At 48.1% G+C, this 14,719-nt stretch carries 10 protein-coding genes; 3 read left to right on the top strand and 7 right to left on the bottom strand.

The genetic code is table 11. The annotated features are described in order from the left end of the window. The first annotated feature begins 85 nt into the window (after positions 1-85). Positions 86-1,774 carry a PucR family transcriptional regulator gene (locus MHH60_RS07965; RefSeq protein WP_076124031.1) on the top strand — a complete coding sequence of 563 codons (1,689 nt, stop codon included), beginning with the start codon at positions 86-88 and terminating at the stop codon, positions 1,772-1,774. Here the strand turns inward: MHH60_RS07965 and MHH60_RS07960 are convergent. From MHH60_RS07960 to MHH60_RS07935, 6 genes are all read right to left on the bottom strand, one after another. Further along, positions 1,749-3,107, bottom strand: coding sequence for an aspartate aminotransferase family protein (locus MHH60_RS07960; RefSeq protein ID WP_076132656.1), 1,359 nt, complete (start codon positions 3,105-3,107; stop codon positions 1,749-1,751). The two genes, MHH60_RS07965 and MHH60_RS07960, sit on opposite strands and share 26 nt — an antisense overlap. A 31-nt stretch (positions 3,108-3,138) precedes the next feature. Further along, positions 3,139-4,602, bottom strand: a complete 1,464-nt coding sequence (locus MHH60_RS07955; protein WP_076132658.1) for a CoA-acylating methylmalonate-semialdehyde dehydrogenase — start codon at positions 4,600-4,602, stop codon at positions 3,139-3,141. A gap of 104 nt (positions 4,603-4,706) precedes the next feature. Next, positions 4,707-5,807, bottom strand: a complete 1,101-nt coding sequence (locus tag MHH60_RS07950; protein WP_076132660.1) for an ABC transporter substrate-binding protein — start codon at positions 5,805-5,807, stop codon at positions 4,707-4,709. A gap of 136 nt (positions 5,808-5,943) precedes the next feature. Further along, a complete protein-coding gene (locus MHH60_RS07945) occupies positions 5,944-6,861 on the bottom strand; it encodes an ABC transporter permease (RefSeq protein ID WP_081388802.1) in 918 nt (305 codons plus the stop codon). Further along, positions 6,861-7,673 carry an ABC transporter permease gene (locus tag MHH60_RS07940; RefSeq protein WP_051491222.1) on the bottom strand — a complete coding sequence of 271 codons (813 nt, stop codon included), beginning with the start codon at positions 7,671-7,673 and terminating at the stop codon, positions 6,861-6,863. Before MHH60_RS07940 ends, MHH60_RS07945 begins: the two co-directional genes overlap by 1 nt. Before the next feature lie 2 nt (positions 7,674-7,675). Next, on the bottom strand, positions 7,676-8,458 hold the full coding sequence (locus MHH60_RS07935) for an ABC transporter ATP-binding protein (protein ID WP_036682061.1): 783 nt from the start codon (positions 8,456-8,458) through the stop codon (positions 7,676-7,678). 281 nt (positions 8,459-8,739) lie between these two features. Here MHH60_RS07935 and MHH60_RS07930 point away from each other — a divergent pair, with 281 nt between their 5' ends. After that, positions 8,740-10,332: a histidine kinase N-terminal 7TM domain-containing diguanylate cyclase gene (locus MHH60_RS07930; RefSeq protein ID WP_076132662.1), complete on the top strand. Its 1,593-nt coding sequence runs from the start codon at positions 8,740-8,742 to the stop codon at positions 10,330-10,332. A gap of 144 nt (positions 10,333-10,476) precedes the next feature. Then, positions 10,477-11,946, top strand: coding sequence for an alpha-amylase (locus MHH60_RS07925; protein ID WP_076132664.1), 1,470 nt, complete (start codon positions 10,477-10,479; stop codon positions 11,944-11,946). Positions 11,947-12,003: 57 nt separating this feature from the next. Here MHH60_RS07925 and mprF read toward each other — a convergent pair whose 3' ends face one another. Beyond that, entirely contained in the window at positions 12,004-14,670 is a 2,667-nt protein-coding gene (gene mprF / locus MHH60_RS07920) for a bifunctional lysylphosphatidylglycerol flippase/synthetase MprF (protein ID WP_076132666.1), read from the bottom strand. Positions 14,671-14,719 lie beyond the last annotated feature (49 nt).

Here is a 14,719-nt window from a genome sequence, read left to right as displayed (position 1 = left end):
CTGTATTTTTTACGTGTGAGAATAGGCCGAGAATAACAAGGCATTAGCCGAAGGCCAGAGCGCAGAAGATCGAGGGGGAGTAACTATGGACTGGGAGCTTGTATTAACCATTCGTGACGCTTTAAAAAGACCACTATTCGCAGAAGCCGAGGTGATCGGCGGGAAAAGCGGCCTAAGCCGTGCCATTCGCTGGGTGCATGTGCTGGAAAGTGCCAACTTCGAGACTCTAATTCATGGCGAAGAAATGATTTTGACTACGGGGATTGGCGCAAGTGTTGATCTCCCTTCCTCCTTGGAGTTTATGCAGAACCTGATCGACAAAAATGCAGCTTGCCTATGTATTGAGTTAGGTACGTATTTCAGCACCATCCCGCAAGAGATGATCGACTTAGCCGACAGGCATGACTTTCCGCTAATCATCTTCACCCGCACGGTTCGGTTCGTAGATATCACGTTGGATCTTCACTCGATTATCATTAACCGGCATCACCGGATGCTCCAAGAACTTGAAAAAATCTCACGTGAATTCCACCGCCTGACCTTAACTTCACAAGGAACGCTGAAAGTGCTGCAATTATTGTGCAAAAGCACCCGCACACAAATTGTCTATATGCAGCTGCAAGGAAAACCCTTATTTTTCCCGGCACTTCCGCCGGAAGAGCAGGCTCCATTGCTGAATTTTTTCACCGCCTTCGGCGACGAGCTGGAGGGAATTCAACCTGACGCCGCCCCCTATATCCGGGAATATGGACAGAAGACCATCGCGCTCAAGCCTGTAGGTGCGCTGGATCAGACCTGGGCTTACATTCTGATGGTATGTAATCACAAACCACAGGAGTTCGACTGTCTGCTGCTGGATTCCGCCTCTTTGTCCATTGCACAAGAGCTGCTGCGGACGCGGTATATGGAGGAGCGTAAGCTTTTTTCAGAAAATCTATGGGTCGATGAGCTGATCAATGGCCGCATCGAAGATGATAACCGCTTAAAGGGCCTGATCGGCTCCAATTTTAACGTGGTCAACGAGCTCCCTTACCGTGTATGCCTTATAGAGATCAAGAACCCCAGAGATGTAAAATGGAACAGCTCGGAGAACGAATGGGAGTCCATCACCTTCCATCTTTCGCTCATCCTGCGTTCCATCTTTGAGAAATATTCTTTACGTCCGCTGATCACCCTTAAGAACAATCGCCTCACCGTCATCGCCCTCGACATTCAATCGAAAATGCCTGGCAAAATGCGACTTCAACAAGCACTTGAAGCCCTGCAGAACATCCGCTCCGATGAGAAGCTCAAGGATTTGCAGCTCGTCATTGGAGTCAGCAAATCGCATAAGCGCCTAAAACGAGCCTATTCCGGTTATCAGGAAGCCCTACAGGCATTGTCGTTATACTCCTGTTACCAGAAGTCACTGCTCTTCTATGAAGAGCTGGGTGTATTCCAGTTGCTGTTGAGCTTAAACGACGGAAAAACGTTGCAGAACTTCATTCGCAGTTATCTCGGCCCGCTAATCGACCACGACCAAACCAAAGGCAGCGAGCTGCTGCTTACCCTTCGTGTTTATCTGGATCATGATGGTTCCAAACAAATTGCCGCTCGAAACTTATTCATTGTCAGACAGTCCCTTTATTATCGCCTGGACAAAATAACAGAGCTACTGGGTGAAGACTTCATGCAGCCAGAGAATCGGATCTCCATTCAAGTCGCCCTGCGCGCTTACCAATTTCTATATCCAGACAAAATCACCTTACCTAGCCCCCGTTCAGCACAGATTTAAAAGTATCGATAATAAATTCTATATCTTCATCCGTGGAGGATAACGGCGGGGCGAAGGTAAGCACATTGTTGAACCCAGCTACGGTATCGCCATTTTTACCGATGATAAGCCCCTTGGACTTACATTCGGCAATAATTCCTTTCACAATACTCAGATCTAACGGTTTCTTACTGACCTTGTCTTCAACCAGCTCAATCCCTGTCACCAAACCAAAGCTGCGGACATCACCTACAAGCTTGTGATCAAGCAGCTCAGTAAATTCCGTATTTATTCTTTTACCTAAAAGATCCGCACGTTCCACCAGCTTCTCCTGCTCGATAATTTCCAGATTACGCAGCGCCAGCGCACAGGAAGCAGGATTGCCACCAAATGTATTCACATGACGAAAATACCCATAGTCATCGCTATTATCCTTAAACACCTCATAGATATCCTTACGAACAGCAGTCGCGGATAAAGGAAGATAAGCACTAGTCAGTCCCTTAGCCATCGTTACGATGTCAGGCTTCACATTAAAGTTGTGATGACCAAACTTACGTCCAGAACGTCCGAATCCACAAATCACCTCATCCATAATGAGCAACACACCGTGCTTACGGCAGATTTCCTGCACCCGATCCAAATAAACCTGATGCGGTACAATGACGCCACCACCCGTAATTACAGGCTCCATAATCACCGCAGCTACCGTCTCCACGCCTTCCCAGATAATCATATCCTCTATGGACTGTGCACACTGGAGGTTGAATTCTTCCACAGTCATCCCGGCCGGGCGGCGATAGCTGTCCGGGGGAGCTACATGCAGAAAACCACCCGCCAATGGTTCATATTTATATTTGCGCTGGGCCTGGCCCGTTGCAGATAATGCTCCAAGTGAACTGCCATGATACCCACGATAACGGGCAATAAATTTATGGCGATAATGCTGGCCGATTTGCTGCTGGTACTGGCGGGCCATTTTGAAAGCAGCCTCATTGGCTTCCGATCCACTATTGGAAAAAAAGATCACATAATCATCTCCGAGCCATTCATTCAGCTTCTCCGCCAGCCCAATCGCCGGGAGATGACTTTGTGTCAGAGGAAAATATGGCAGGGTCAGCAATTGATTGTAAGCAGCTTCCGCCAGCTCCTTGCGCCCGTATCCCACATTTACACACCACAAGCCAGACATCCCATCCAAAAATCGATTGCCCTGTATATCCGTAATCCACGACCCACTTGCCGAGGCGGCAATCATAGGCGGATTCTTTTCACTATAAGGCGTAATGTTGTGCCATAAATATTCCTGATCCTTCCTCACCGCAAGCTCACTATCGTTCCCCAGACTCTGCATAACATATTCTCCTCTCAGCAGCTCATTTTCTCTAATAACGGGCAGTGATCATCTTTTTACGCGTATAGAACTCCACCCCATCACGCCCATTGGCATGCAGGTCTCCATAGAACGATTTCTTATAACCCGAGAAAGGAAAAAAGGCCATGGGCGCAGGCACACCCAGATTCACACCCAACATCCCTGCATCAATTTCTTCCCGAAATTCACGGATCGCCTTTGCGCTATCTGTATAAATGCACGCCCCATTCGCGAATGGGGACTGATTCGTTACCCCAATCGCTTCACTCAGACTTTTCACACGAATCACTGACAATACCGGTGCAAAAATCTCATCCTTCCAGATGGTCATTCCCGGCTGTACATGATCAAATATCGTCGGCCCGATAAAATAACCCGCACCACCCGTAGCAGCATCCTTCCGCCCGTCTCTCACAAGCTTGGCTGCCTCAGCTTCACCAGTCTCAATGTAATAAAGAGTCCTCTCCTTATTCGACTGGCGAATTACCGGACCCAAAAACACCCCGTCATCGGCGCCATTACCAATCTTAAGCTCATCTGCAGCCGCAGCCAGACGGTTCACTAGCTCGTCAGCGATATCCTCATGAACCACTACGACCGAGCAAGCCATACACCGCTCACCTGCCGAGCCAAAGGAAGCCGCAATGATATTTTTGACCGCAATGTCCAGCTCCGCATCAGGCAGCACAATCGAGTGATTCTTGGCTCCAGCTAGCGCCTGCACCCGTTTTCCCTGCGCTGTCCCTGTCTTATATACATATTCCGCAACCGGCTGCGAACCGACGAACGAAATCGCCTTCACTTCATCATGCTCCAGCATCCCATTCACAACCTCGTGCGCCCCATGTATCACATTTAGTACACCTGGAGGAAAGCCCGCTTCGGCAAATAACTCTGCCAATCGATTAACAAGCAGCGGCGTCCGTTCAGAAGGCTTCAGCACAAAGGTATTTCCACAAGCGATGGCAAGCGGAAACATCCAACAAGGAACCATCATCGGAAAATTAAACGGGGCAATCCCCCCGATAACCCCCAATGGATAACGGTACATCCCGGATTCAATTCCGGTAGCAATGTCCGGAAGCTGGCTGCCCATCATCAACGTGGGGATGCCTGCGGCAAACTCCACACACTCAATTCCACGCTGCACCTCACCTTGCGCCTCTTCCAGACTTTTTCCATTCTCCAGCGTAATCAGCTCGGCCAGCTCATGCCAATGCTTTACCAGCAGCTGTTGATAATGAAAAAAGTAGCGGGCACGACGCGGCACAGCGACCCTTTTCCACGCTTGAAATGCCGCCGCAGCCGCTTCTACCGCTGCACCCAGCTCTTCCCTACTGGAAATAGGCACATAAGCAATCACTTCACCCGTCGCCGGATTATAAACCTCTTCATCTCGCCCGGACGACGATTCTACCCAAGCTCCATTCACATAATTCTTAACCCTTTCAGCCTGCGTTACTAGGAGAGACATAGCTCGCACCTCTTTCTCTGTTTCAGATGCACTGATGGACTGCTGATTATAATAGATGACCGCCAGATCAGGCGGCCATTCACTATAACATTAAGCTCAGTTAGTTATTTTGCTGCCATTTCTACGATTTCGTTCGTATAAGCCTCATCTACCTTGACCGGTTCTTTAATGACACCAAATTTTAGCGAAATATCAGCAGTTTGCTGGAACGCCGCCGCATCGGTATATCCCATTTTGGCACTGTCAAAGCCTTCAGGCAGAATCAGCTTGGCAACCTCAGTCATCATTGTCAGCTGATGTTCCTTCGTCGTACTGCCGTCTTCCGCTTGCTTCATCACACTGTCCACGGCGGCTGCAGGATCAGCAATTGCATCTTTCCAGCCCTTCAGGGAGGCACGCACAAACTTTGCCGCAGTCTCTTTGTTTTCCGCAAGCCATTCCTTATTAGCAAACAAGTTATCCTCAAGCATTGCAACACCTTCTGTATTCATGTCGATGACATTCAGATCCTCAGCCTTAATGCCTGACTCCAACACCACTTGGTACTCGTTGTAAGTCATTGCTGAGGCCGCATCGATCTGATCACCTAAGAACTGATCCATCGTGAACCCTTGCTTCGTAAAGCTTAGATCCTTATTCGGATCGAACTTATATTTATCGAATAACGCTAATAGTTCAAATTCGTTGCCACCCATCCAGTTGCCGACTTTTTTACCCTTAAGATCAGCGGCTGAGTTAATGCCCGCCGATTTTTTGGAGACCAGGACCAATCCGCTCTTTTGATAGATTTGCGCGATCTGTACCAGTGGCATTCCCTCTTCAAGACTCGGCAGCAAGCTGGCTACCCAACCCACACCGATATCTGCGGAGCCGCCTGCCACCTGCTGTTCCGGAACGATATCAGGCCCACCCGGCAGAATTTCTACATCCAAGCCTTCTTCCTTGTAATATCCTTTATCCTGCGCCACAAAATACCCAGCGAATTGTGCCTGCGGCACCCATTTCAGCTGTAGCTTCACTGTAACTGGATCAGCAGCCGGTTCAGTAGCAGCACTTGCGTCAGGAGCTGCTGATGCTTCAGGGGCAGTCGTAGCTTCAGCTGCCGAGTTATTATTGTTGTCACCGCAACCCGCCATTAAAGAAACACTCAACATCATCACGATTACCAACAAACCACCACGAAATTTGCGTTTTTTCCCGTTCATCAATCGAACTCCCCCTATCGTAATTTAAGTTTGTAACAAGCACAGTATGGACAATCATCGTGGTGCGTTTATGCATACAGCCGTGGGCGGTTTCTCTTTTCCATTCCCACTATGGCCGGATGTAATGAGGGTAAGATTAAGTACGCTGCGAAGGATGCCACTTAATGAATACTTTCTCCAGCCGCTCAACCACTAAATAGAAGAACACGCCTGCAATTGCAGCCAGCACAATACAGGACCAGCCCAGTGGCATTTTGGCAACTTTAATGGAATTGGAGAGCAGATACCCAAGCCCTTTTGAGGAGAAAAAGAATTCCCCAACAATGGCGCCAATCATACTGGCAGTAGCATTAATCTTCAGTGCCGTAAATACATAGGGCAGACTGCTCTGAATCCGCAGATAACGGAACACCGCCGGTTTACCCGCCGCATAAGAATGCATCAGATCCAGTGCCAATGGATCAATCGCCGCCATGCCTTTATAGGCGTTGATCGCCATCGCTGCCATTGTAGTTGCGGTTACTATGGCAATTCGTGAGCCTATCCCATCTCCAAACCACAGATTCATGATGGGCGCGAGGGCAACGATAGGCACAGCATTTAGGGCGGCAACCAGCGTCAAGCTTCCACTCCCCCAGCGCGGCCAAGCTGTCGCTATTAAAGCGATCAGAAAGCCGATAGCAGAACCAACCAACATTCCCAGCACAGCTTCAGCAAGAGTGTATCCGGTATAGGACAACAACAAGCTGAAATTATCTCGCATAGTTTCGGCGATGGCTGTAGGCAGCGGGAGTTGATATTTTTTCAGATCAAAGATCTTATGAAAGAATTGAAATTCCCATAGGGCAAGAAATAACAGACCTGCCAGTACAGGCAGCAGCACCCCTGCGCTAAATATCCTCTTCAGCATTCGTGAGCCGCCTCGACTCGCCGTAGCTTCCGCAGGTTTAGGAACGGCTGCAGCATTCTTTTGTGTAGCCGTTAGCGCCGGCTGAGCCATTTCTTTACCACTAGAGCCTATAAACGAGGTCTCCCGAACGGAATTAGTTTCCATTAGCGGCTGCCTCCTTTCGGACGATATTCAGGCTGCCAAGGCGTTACCAGGCGTTCTATCAGACTGATTAACCAGTAGCTTACGATCCCCAGCAAGGCACCCACAATCACCGTAGACCAGAACATATAGGTGTGAGAGCTTCCATAATAGAGATTGCGCAGCATAATTACACCAATGCCATGCTGGGCACCCATAAGCTCCACCAGAATAGCTCCAGTCACAGCAAGTGGGGCAGCTATCTTAAGTCCACCGAACAAACCCGGCAAAGCCGCTGGGAATCTGAGTTTCCAATAGACCGCCCAAGGTTTGGCCGCGTAAGAATGCATCAATTCGAGCGCTGATGGATCTACACTCCGCAAGCCGCGCAGCATGTTCAGAGCCACCGGGAAAAAGGTGATATATCCCGAAATAATAATCCGCGAGGTCTGCTCATCGCGCACAATCCCGTAGATGATGGGTGCCAACCCCAGAATCGGAATCATCTGCGAGGCAATAGCATAAGGAAAAGTTAATTGCTCTATTGTCTTCGACAAACTCATCAGCACCGCCAATGAGGCACCAGCTACCGCTCCAATCAGGAAGCCAACACCAGCATTACCGAAGGTCGCAGCCCCCTCCTTCAAGAGCGTGCCTCCATACTGCCACAAGGTAGCTAACACCTCATGAACATATGGCAGCTTGGACTGTGCTAACGGCGTCTCCACCACATGGAGCAGCATCCAGGAAGTGCCTTCCCAGACTAGCAGCAGGCCAAAAATCCAGACGAACAACGGCAGCAGACGACCTCGCACAAAGATACTGCCCCCTTTCATCACTACACCCCTTCGAAGCTGTCGCGAATACGTGCGATCAGTTCGAAAAACTCTGGGCTATTTCTCATTTCCGCCGTTCGCGGACGTGGCAGAGGAATTTCGACCACAGCAGACAAGCGACCCGGATGCGGGGAAAGAACAAACACCCGGTCAGAGAGGAATATAGATTCAGGAATACTATGAGTTACAAAAACAATTGTGTTCTGCACTTTACTCCAGACAGACAATAGCTCTTCATTCAATCGCTCACGCGTAAATTCATCCAGCGCAGAGAATGGCTCATCCATGAGCAGAATTTCCGGCTCCATCGATAGCGCTCTGGCAATCGCTACACGCTGTTGCATCCCGCCGCTGAGCTGCCACGGATATTTATCCGCAAAGCTCTGCAGCCCCACCAGATCAAGAAGCTCCATCGCCTTTTCCTCACGGATTGACTTCTTTACCCCCATCAGCTCCAGTGGCAATGTGATGTTATGCTTCACTTTCCGCCAGTCGTATAACACTGGACTTTGAAAAACAATGCCATATTTTTGCGCCAGCCTGGCTTCTCTGGCACTTTTCCCAGCTACCACAATGTTCCCGCCTGTTGGTGCTATGAGATCGGCCATCAGTCTAAGCAGCGTCGTTTTGCCACATCCGGAAGGTCCGAGCAGGGAGACGAACTCCCCTTTAGCAATATCAAGACTCACCTGATGCAGGGCAAGCACTTCCGCAGCTTCTGTCCGATAACGCATTTCAACATTCTCCAGCTGAATCTCAGGAATATTTGTCGCTAGTGATGACATCCTCAGCCCCCCTTTTCAAAATAAGCCATGTTAATAATGTTATATAAACTGACGCTATATAGATAAAATAAAGAAAAATTCTATTTCATGTAGTATTAAGTAACATGTTACACGCTACTGACTGCACTCTCACTAGACAATTAGTAAAATAGCTCCTGTTAAATTGCGTCATTTTGTCTAGGAGACATTTTTTTGACCACAAACCCGAAGTATTTTTTTTATATCCGCAGATATGTGGTAATATTTATCCATATCTTTCCTCGGTAGGTGACAATAGACCCATGGGATCTATAATCTCGAATTATATTGTAATTGTTGCTATATCAGGTGTGCTGAGCGTCTTACTAGCCCTTTTCGCCTACTATAAAAAAACTGATTTCTTAGGAATCAGGGCTTTTGTTATAAGCTCCTTTACCTCTGCTATTTACACCTTCGGTTTCGCCTTAGAGTTATCGGGGAAAACTCTGGAGGAAATCAGCTTCTGGATTAAGTTAGAATATCTGGGGATGCCCTTCATTGCGCCGGCTAGTCTAATCATGGTGATCCATTTCGTTGGGCTGGAGACGCTGTTTAAAAAAGGCCTACGGACGGCGTTATTTATCATTCCATTCATTACAACGCTGCTGGTCTGGACCAATGATTACCATCATCTCTTCTATAAATCCATTTATTTACGGGAAAATACGCCCACCCCACTCGTTGATGTTGTGATGGGACCTTGGTATATCGTTCACGGCAGCTTTACTTTCGGCTGTCTGCTGGCAGCCATTTGCCTCATGATATGGCAGTGGAACCGGATGAAAAGGGTATACCGCAGGCAGATCGTCACAATAATAATCGGGTTAAGCCTTCCAACACTCGGCTCTTTTTTGTATCTGATGGGCTTGACTCCTTACGGAATGGACCCCGTCCCGATCATTATGAGCCTGACCTCCTCCCTATATATTTGGGCTATTTTATCCCGGGGCATGTTAACGGCTGCACCTATTGCTCGTGAGAATCTGTTCGAGAGCATGCGGGAGGGAGTGCTTGTCACCGACCGCTCGGACATGCTCGTCGATTACAATCGGGCAGCCGCGGATATGATAGAGGGGCTCAACTCCTCATCGATTGGCAAGCCGCTAGCACAATTATTTCTTAACGCAGGCAAAGACGCCTTGTCCTATGTGATGGATGCCGAGCCACTATTGCGCGAAGAACGGGAAGTGGCTTGGAACAAAGCAGAGGAGATCTGCTATTATCAAATCCGCTCCTCTCCGGTACAGAAACAAGAGGGGCACATAGCAGGACAGATGATCATGCTGATTGACGTGACTGAACGAATACTGCTTCAGGAGAAGCTGCGTCAATTGGCTACGATGGACAGCCTTACGGGTATCTATAACCGCTCCTATTTTTTGGAGCTTAGTCAAGCATTGCTTGCCCGGGCTGGCAGCCTGCGGAGCTCATTATCTATGATTTTGCTGGATGTGGACTTCTTCAAGAGCATTAATGACCGCTATGGCCATCAATATGGAGATCAAGCTCTACAGCATATTGTCCAAGTGTGCAGCAGGCATCTGCGGGAGGGAGATCTCTTTGGCCGTTATGGTGGCGAGGAATTTGTGATCTGTCTGCCAGAGACGTCGCTGAAGCAAGCTGCATTGCTCTGCGAAAATATCCGCGCGGATATTGAACAAAGCACCTTATATACCGTCATCGGGCCCATTAATGTGACCGCCAGCTTTGGAGTTGTAGAGGCCCTAAATCCAGAGGCCACTCTAGAAGAGCTACTCTCTGAAGCCGACCATGCTCTGTATAGCTCCAAACGGAATGGACGCAACGCTGTGCATCTCTCTCAAAGGTCAGAAATCATTCTTTTCAAGCCTGTTTAATGACAATCATGTCCCTTCCTGCGCATTCAACAACTGGCCTTATTTTTCATAGTCTGTTTTTAAGTTTAATAAGAGTTATCTGAAAAACTAATCAGAGTGTTGAGAGTAAAATTTGCTTGATGGGATATGGAGGCGTAAGAACTAATGAGGAACCATACAATGATGCAGTTTTTTGAATGGCATGTTGCTGCGGACGGGAAACACTGGGATCGCTTAAAAGAAACTGCAGCCGCGCTAAAAGCCGTAGGCATTGATTCAGTTTGGGTACCTCCTGTGACAAAGGCCGTCTCCGCAGAAGATACAGGCTATGGCGTGTATGATCTATACGATCTGGGCGAATATGACCAAAAAGGTACGGTACGCACCAAATATGGCACCAAACAAGCACTGATCAACGCAATTTCGGAATGTCAAAAGAATGGCATCGCCGTCTACGTTGATTTGGTCATGAATCATAAGGCAGGCGCGGATGAAAAGGAAGTATTCCAAGTCATCGAGGTCGACCCCAATGATCGGATGAAAGAAATTTCGAAACCTTTCGAGATTGAGGGTTGGACAAAATTCACCTTCCCTGGCCGCGGGAATGAACACTCTGCCTTTAAGTGGAATCACAATCATTTTAACGGCACTGACTTTGACGCCAAAGAAGAGCGAACCGGCGTATTCCGTATAGTAGGCGAGAATAAAGCGTGGAATCAGAATGTTGACGACGAGTTCGGAAACTATGATTATCTAATGTTCGCTAATATTGATTACAGCCATCCGGAAGTCAAAAAAGAAATGATCCAATGGGGAAAATGGCTGGTGGACACCCTCCACTGCAGCGGCTTCCGCTTGGACGCCATCAAACATATCAACCATGAGTTTGTTAAAGAATTCGCGGTAGAGATGTTTAATAAATGTGAGAAGGACTTCTATATCGTCGGTGAATTCTGGAATTCCGACTTAGAGTCCTGCCGACAATTTCTGAATACCGTCGATTATAAAATTGACCTCTTCGATGTATCCCTTCACTACAAGCTGCATTCAGCTTCCTTGGAGGGCAGAAACTATGATCTGACCAAAATTCTTGATGACACGCTGGTGCAGACCCATCCCACCAATGCTGTAACCTTCGTTGACAATCATGATTCTCAGCCTCACGAAGCCCTGGAATCCTGGGTAGATGATTGGTTCAAGCAAAGTGCTTACGCGCTTATCCTGCTGCGACGGGATGGATATCCTGTGGTCTTTTACGGGGATTATTATGGGATCGAAGGACCAACACCTGTAGCAGGTAAAAAAGATGCGATTGACCCTTTGCTGTATACCCGCTATCACAAAGCTTATGGTGAACAGAAGGATTATTTCGATCATCCTAACACGATTGGCTGGACACGGCTCGGCGTGGAGGATATTGAACACTCCGGTTGTGCGGTTGTGATCAGTAATGGTGAGAATGGCCAGAAGAGAATGTTCGTAGGAGAACATCGCGCCGGTGAAGCATGGGTGGATTTCACCCATAACCATAAAGCCACCATAACCATTGAAAAAGATGGTTGGGCGACCTTCCCGGTCAATGGCGGCAGCGTCTCCGTCTGGGCTCTGCCGGATGCAGAAGCTGACAAGAAGTAAATCACTTGTACCTGATTAAAAAGGTGCCCAACGCCGTTTGGCGTTGGGCACCTTTTTTTAGTTATTCGCTTTATGCTCCGGATGTCGGGATACAAGCCTCACCAGATCCAGTGTTAAGACGGGTAATGTTAGGGACGCTGGATAAGCCAAGTAACGCGGCTCCCACTCTGGATTGAACTTTTCCTTGTAACGACGCAATCTGGCAAAACCGTAACCATGCCCATGCCCACCTCTATTAAACACTTGATGAGCCAGCTTCTCCTCCTTCAGAGTTCCGGGGTCCTGCCCTCCACTGGATGATAGAGGAGTGTTGCCTAGATTAAATCGCCGATATCCCTTGGACTTCGCCCATTCCAGCATACAAACCAATAAATAATCCACTGTCCCGTTTGGCACATTCTTCCCCTGGCGCAACAAATCTACGGACAGAGTCAATCCTTGATCATACCCTGGGATAATAGAAGCAAATGCCAGTATTGTACCTTTGGTGTTCCGCACCACCACAATGGGAGCCAGTTGCAGATAGTCGACCTTAAACCAGCCTAACGAATAACCCTTTTCCGCTCGGCCATTCAACCACTCGTCCGATATCGTTCGCAGTTCTCTCAGCAAACTATCAGCATGCGGCGCTTCTGTAATTTCAACAATCATGCCTTCCCGTTCAAAACGATCGCTTACCCGTTGCAGATCACCATTCTTCAGATCACTGAGTGCAAAGTTATCAAGGCTTATCACTGCCTCTTCACCCAGCTTAAAAAAGCGATAGCCCTGCTCTTGATAGACCGATAAAAAAGCAGGTGAAGCTTGATAGAAGACTACAACCAGACCATACTGATCTGCAGCTTGTCTAAATTCACTGATGGCTTCATTCATTAAGCTTCTCTCTCCCAGCGGATCACCCAGCACAACGAGCTTATCCCTAACTCTGGCGAAAGCAAGCAGCACTTTATCGTTCTGAGCCCAGAAGAAGCCCTTATCACCCAAAAATAACGTATGCGTTAAGGTATTGCCTTGAACTCCATCTAGAAAATGTTTCAGCTTAGCTACATCCAAGGTCCCGAACAGCTCGTTCTCCTTATGATGGGGCCTGAGGTTTACCCACATTATGAGCAGTACCCAAGACAAGACCAATCCTCCCACTGCCGTAAATGCAACATGACTATACCGCTGCAACCATTCAGGCTGTACACCCGGAGGCAGATGCTTCAGAAATCCACGATGTACATAACAGCCCATCAGATAGTAGCTTAGTGCAATTACTGAAGTGAGGGCAAACCACCGGATCGCACTCTGTCTGCTGATTGGCGCACTAATCCGATAAAACCGCGATCTGGATATCCAAAGAATAAGCGCTACTATAAGTAGCAACAGCGCCTCTTCATAATCAAACCCCTTAGTGACTGCGAACAACGATCCAATAAACAGAAGTACGCTAGTCCATACATATGCACTATGAACCCGCAATGTAATGCCCCGCGACAATAAAATCAGCATAAAACCAATAAGGACAGACAGATGATGAGAAAGCTGCATTACCGGAAACGGCAATATTTCCTCCGTAATCTTCAACCTATACAGCAATCCAGGTACTGCTGTAGATAGTAAGAGAATAAGCCCGCTAGCTAGTACCAGCTTGCCAAGAGCCCACATCCCAAGATCGCTCAGAAAGGTATACTGACCCGGCCAGCCCCAGATCTTCTGCCATTTGTTAAGAGAGGGTTCGAACCCTGGAACTGAACGATCTTGATCCTTTTTTCCTTGCAGGCCAATTTCCAGTGCAGCCAGCACCAATCCGATCAACCAAGGAATGACATAATAAAACAATCGAAAGATGACAAGCACCGCCATCGCCTTATCAGTCTGGTAGCCCAGCTGAGTCAGCCCGAGCAAGGCGATAAGGTCAAATGCACCGATACCGCCGGGTGCCATACTCAAGATGCCGGCAATGGCAGCAATCGTAAATATACCAAAGATAGCTATAAAATGGACCTCATCCAAGAGATGGCTGCTGATGGTCCAAAACGTCACGCCAGCAAAGCTCCATTCCAGAAAGGAAGCCCCGACGGAGTTAACGACTGTAAGCCATGGTGTTCTGCCTTTTCCCCGGTTAATCCATTTCGCATAAAGCGATGAGCGCTGCACAAACACAAAAACCGGTAAATAAAGCGCCATACCCCATACTGCAAATACCAGCCAGCGATGTTCTTCCAGCAAAGCCGTGGCCGGGAGTAAACCAAAGATATTCGCCCATGAAAGTAGTGATAACCCGGTAATCATAAGCGGCGACAGAAATACAATGGCGGGCGTTAGCACGGAGGTCGGCACTCCGCTTTTTTTATACAGCAGCGTCCTTAAACCAACTCCAGCCAGACCTGCAAACCCAATCAAGTTATTAAATGTATTAGCAATCCATGCATACCGAAAGGTACTCCACAGCCCTACTTTTAAACGAAAATGTGCCCGAATCAAATAATCATAAGCACTCATCACAGCTACGGAAAGAAGTGCAAAACCAATCATTTGCAAAATAGCAGACGTAGGTACTCGCCTTAGTTCACGCATTATAAGTCCTAAATGAACCTGCTTCAGCTCATGTTGCCCCTCCCAGTATACGAACGCTATGATAGCCACTGGAAAAAGAGCTCTGACCGCCCGGATCCGATAGATAGATAAGATCAGTCTTACAATTTTGAATCTTTCTAATGTCTGTTGCTTTGAATGCATGAGCCCACCTGCCTTTACCGCTGACACACGTTGTGCTAGACAATTTTTA

The organism is Paenibacillus sp. FSL H7-0716 (genome assembly GCF_038002705.1).
In the GTDB taxonomy this organism is placed as follows: domain Bacteria; phylum Bacillota; class Bacilli; order Paenibacillales; family Paenibacillaceae; genus Paenibacillus_AQ; species Paenibacillus_AQ odorifer.
The sequence above is the reverse complement of the archived record's forward strand: the minus strand, read 5'-3'. Positions and strand labels throughout refer to the sequence as shown.

Coding starts and splice junctions, on each gene's coding strand:
- MHH60_RS07965 (WP_076124031.1), top strand. CDS start 86: ATGGACTGGGAGCTTGTATTAACCATTCGTGACGCTTTAAAAAGACCA.
- MHH60_RS07960 (WP_076132656.1), bottom strand. CDS start 3,107: ATGCAGAGTCTGGGGAACGATAGTGAGCTTGCGGTGAGGAAGGATCAG.
- MHH60_RS07955 (WP_076132658.1), bottom strand. CDS start 4,602: ATGTCTCTCCTAGTAACGCAGGCTGAAAGGGTTAAGAATTATGTGAAT.
- MHH60_RS07950 (WP_076132660.1), bottom strand. CDS start 5,807: ATGAACGGGAAAAAACGCAAATTTCGTGGTGGTTTGTTGGTAATCGTG.
- MHH60_RS07945 (WP_081388802.1), bottom strand. CDS start 6,861: ATGGAAACTAATTCCGTTCGGGAGACCTCGTTTATAGGCTCTAGTGGT.
- MHH60_RS07940 (WP_051491222.1), bottom strand. CDS start 7,673: ATGAAAGGGGGCAGTATCTTTGTGCGAGGTCGTCTGCTGCCGTTGTTC.
- MHH60_RS07935 (WP_036682061.1), bottom strand. CDS start 8,458: ATGTCATCACTAGCGACAAATATTCCTGAGATTCAGCTGGAGAATGTT.
- MHH60_RS07930 (WP_076132662.1), top strand. CDS start 8,740: ATGGGATCTATAATCTCGAATTATATTGTAATTGTTGCTATATCAGGT.
- MHH60_RS07925 (WP_076132664.1), top strand. CDS start 10,477: ATGAGGAACCATACAATGATGCAGTTTTTTGAATGGCATGTTGCTGCG.
- mprF (WP_076132666.1), bottom strand. CDS start 14,670: ATGCATTCAAAGCAACAGACATTAGAAAGATTCAAAATTGTAAGACTG.